Source organism: Paenibacillus sinensis, from assembly GCF_019904155.1.
Classification (GTDB): Bacteria; Bacillota; Bacilli; order Paenibacillales; family Paenibacillaceae; genus Paenibacillus_AQ; species Paenibacillus_AQ sinensis.
In genome coordinates this window covers 1-417 of record NZ_JAHCMB010000091.1, presented here as the reverse complement: position 1 = coordinate 417, position 417 = coordinate 1, and the positions used below count along the sequence as shown (strand labels likewise).

1 protein-coding gene (only partly in view) is annotated in these 417 nt (G+C 40.8%); it reads right to left on the bottom strand.

All coding sequences use genetic code 11. The features are described from left to right. Positions 1-373 carry the 5' portion of a PTS transporter subunit EIIC gene (locus tag KIH86_RS10590; RefSeq protein ID WP_456094016.1) on the bottom strand. The gene continues 29 nt to the left of window position 1, outside the view, so the window shows 373 of its 402 coding nt (coding positions 1-373); it begins with the start codon at positions 371-373; its stop codon lies off the left edge, out of view. Positions 374-417: the final 44 nt, after the last annotated feature.

The following is a 417-nucleotide window of genomic DNA, read 5'->3' as shown; positions in this document are numbered from 1 at the left end:
CAAATCCTGTTTCAGTATTTATAACTTGAAGCCATCCATAGACGCCATTAGTTCCATAAAAGTATTGCTTAACTCCAGCAAATCCCATGATCGCTCCACCGATCCCTGAGGAAAGCGATGCTAAAATAAAAGCTCTCCGATTTTGAAGTGTAATCCCATATATTGCAGGCTCGGTAATACCAAACATTGCCGAGAGAATGGCGGGTCCGCTAATACTTTTTAGCTTTTTGTTCTTCGTTAATATCAGGATGACAGTTACCACACCTGCTTGAGCAAAGGCAGAACTTAGTCCTGTGATTGTAACAGGGTCATAGCCAATCGTAGCCATATTGTTAATTGATATAGCTACAAATCCCCAATGAACCCCAAACACAACACATAACTGGATTAATGCACCATAGAGAAAACCACTAATGG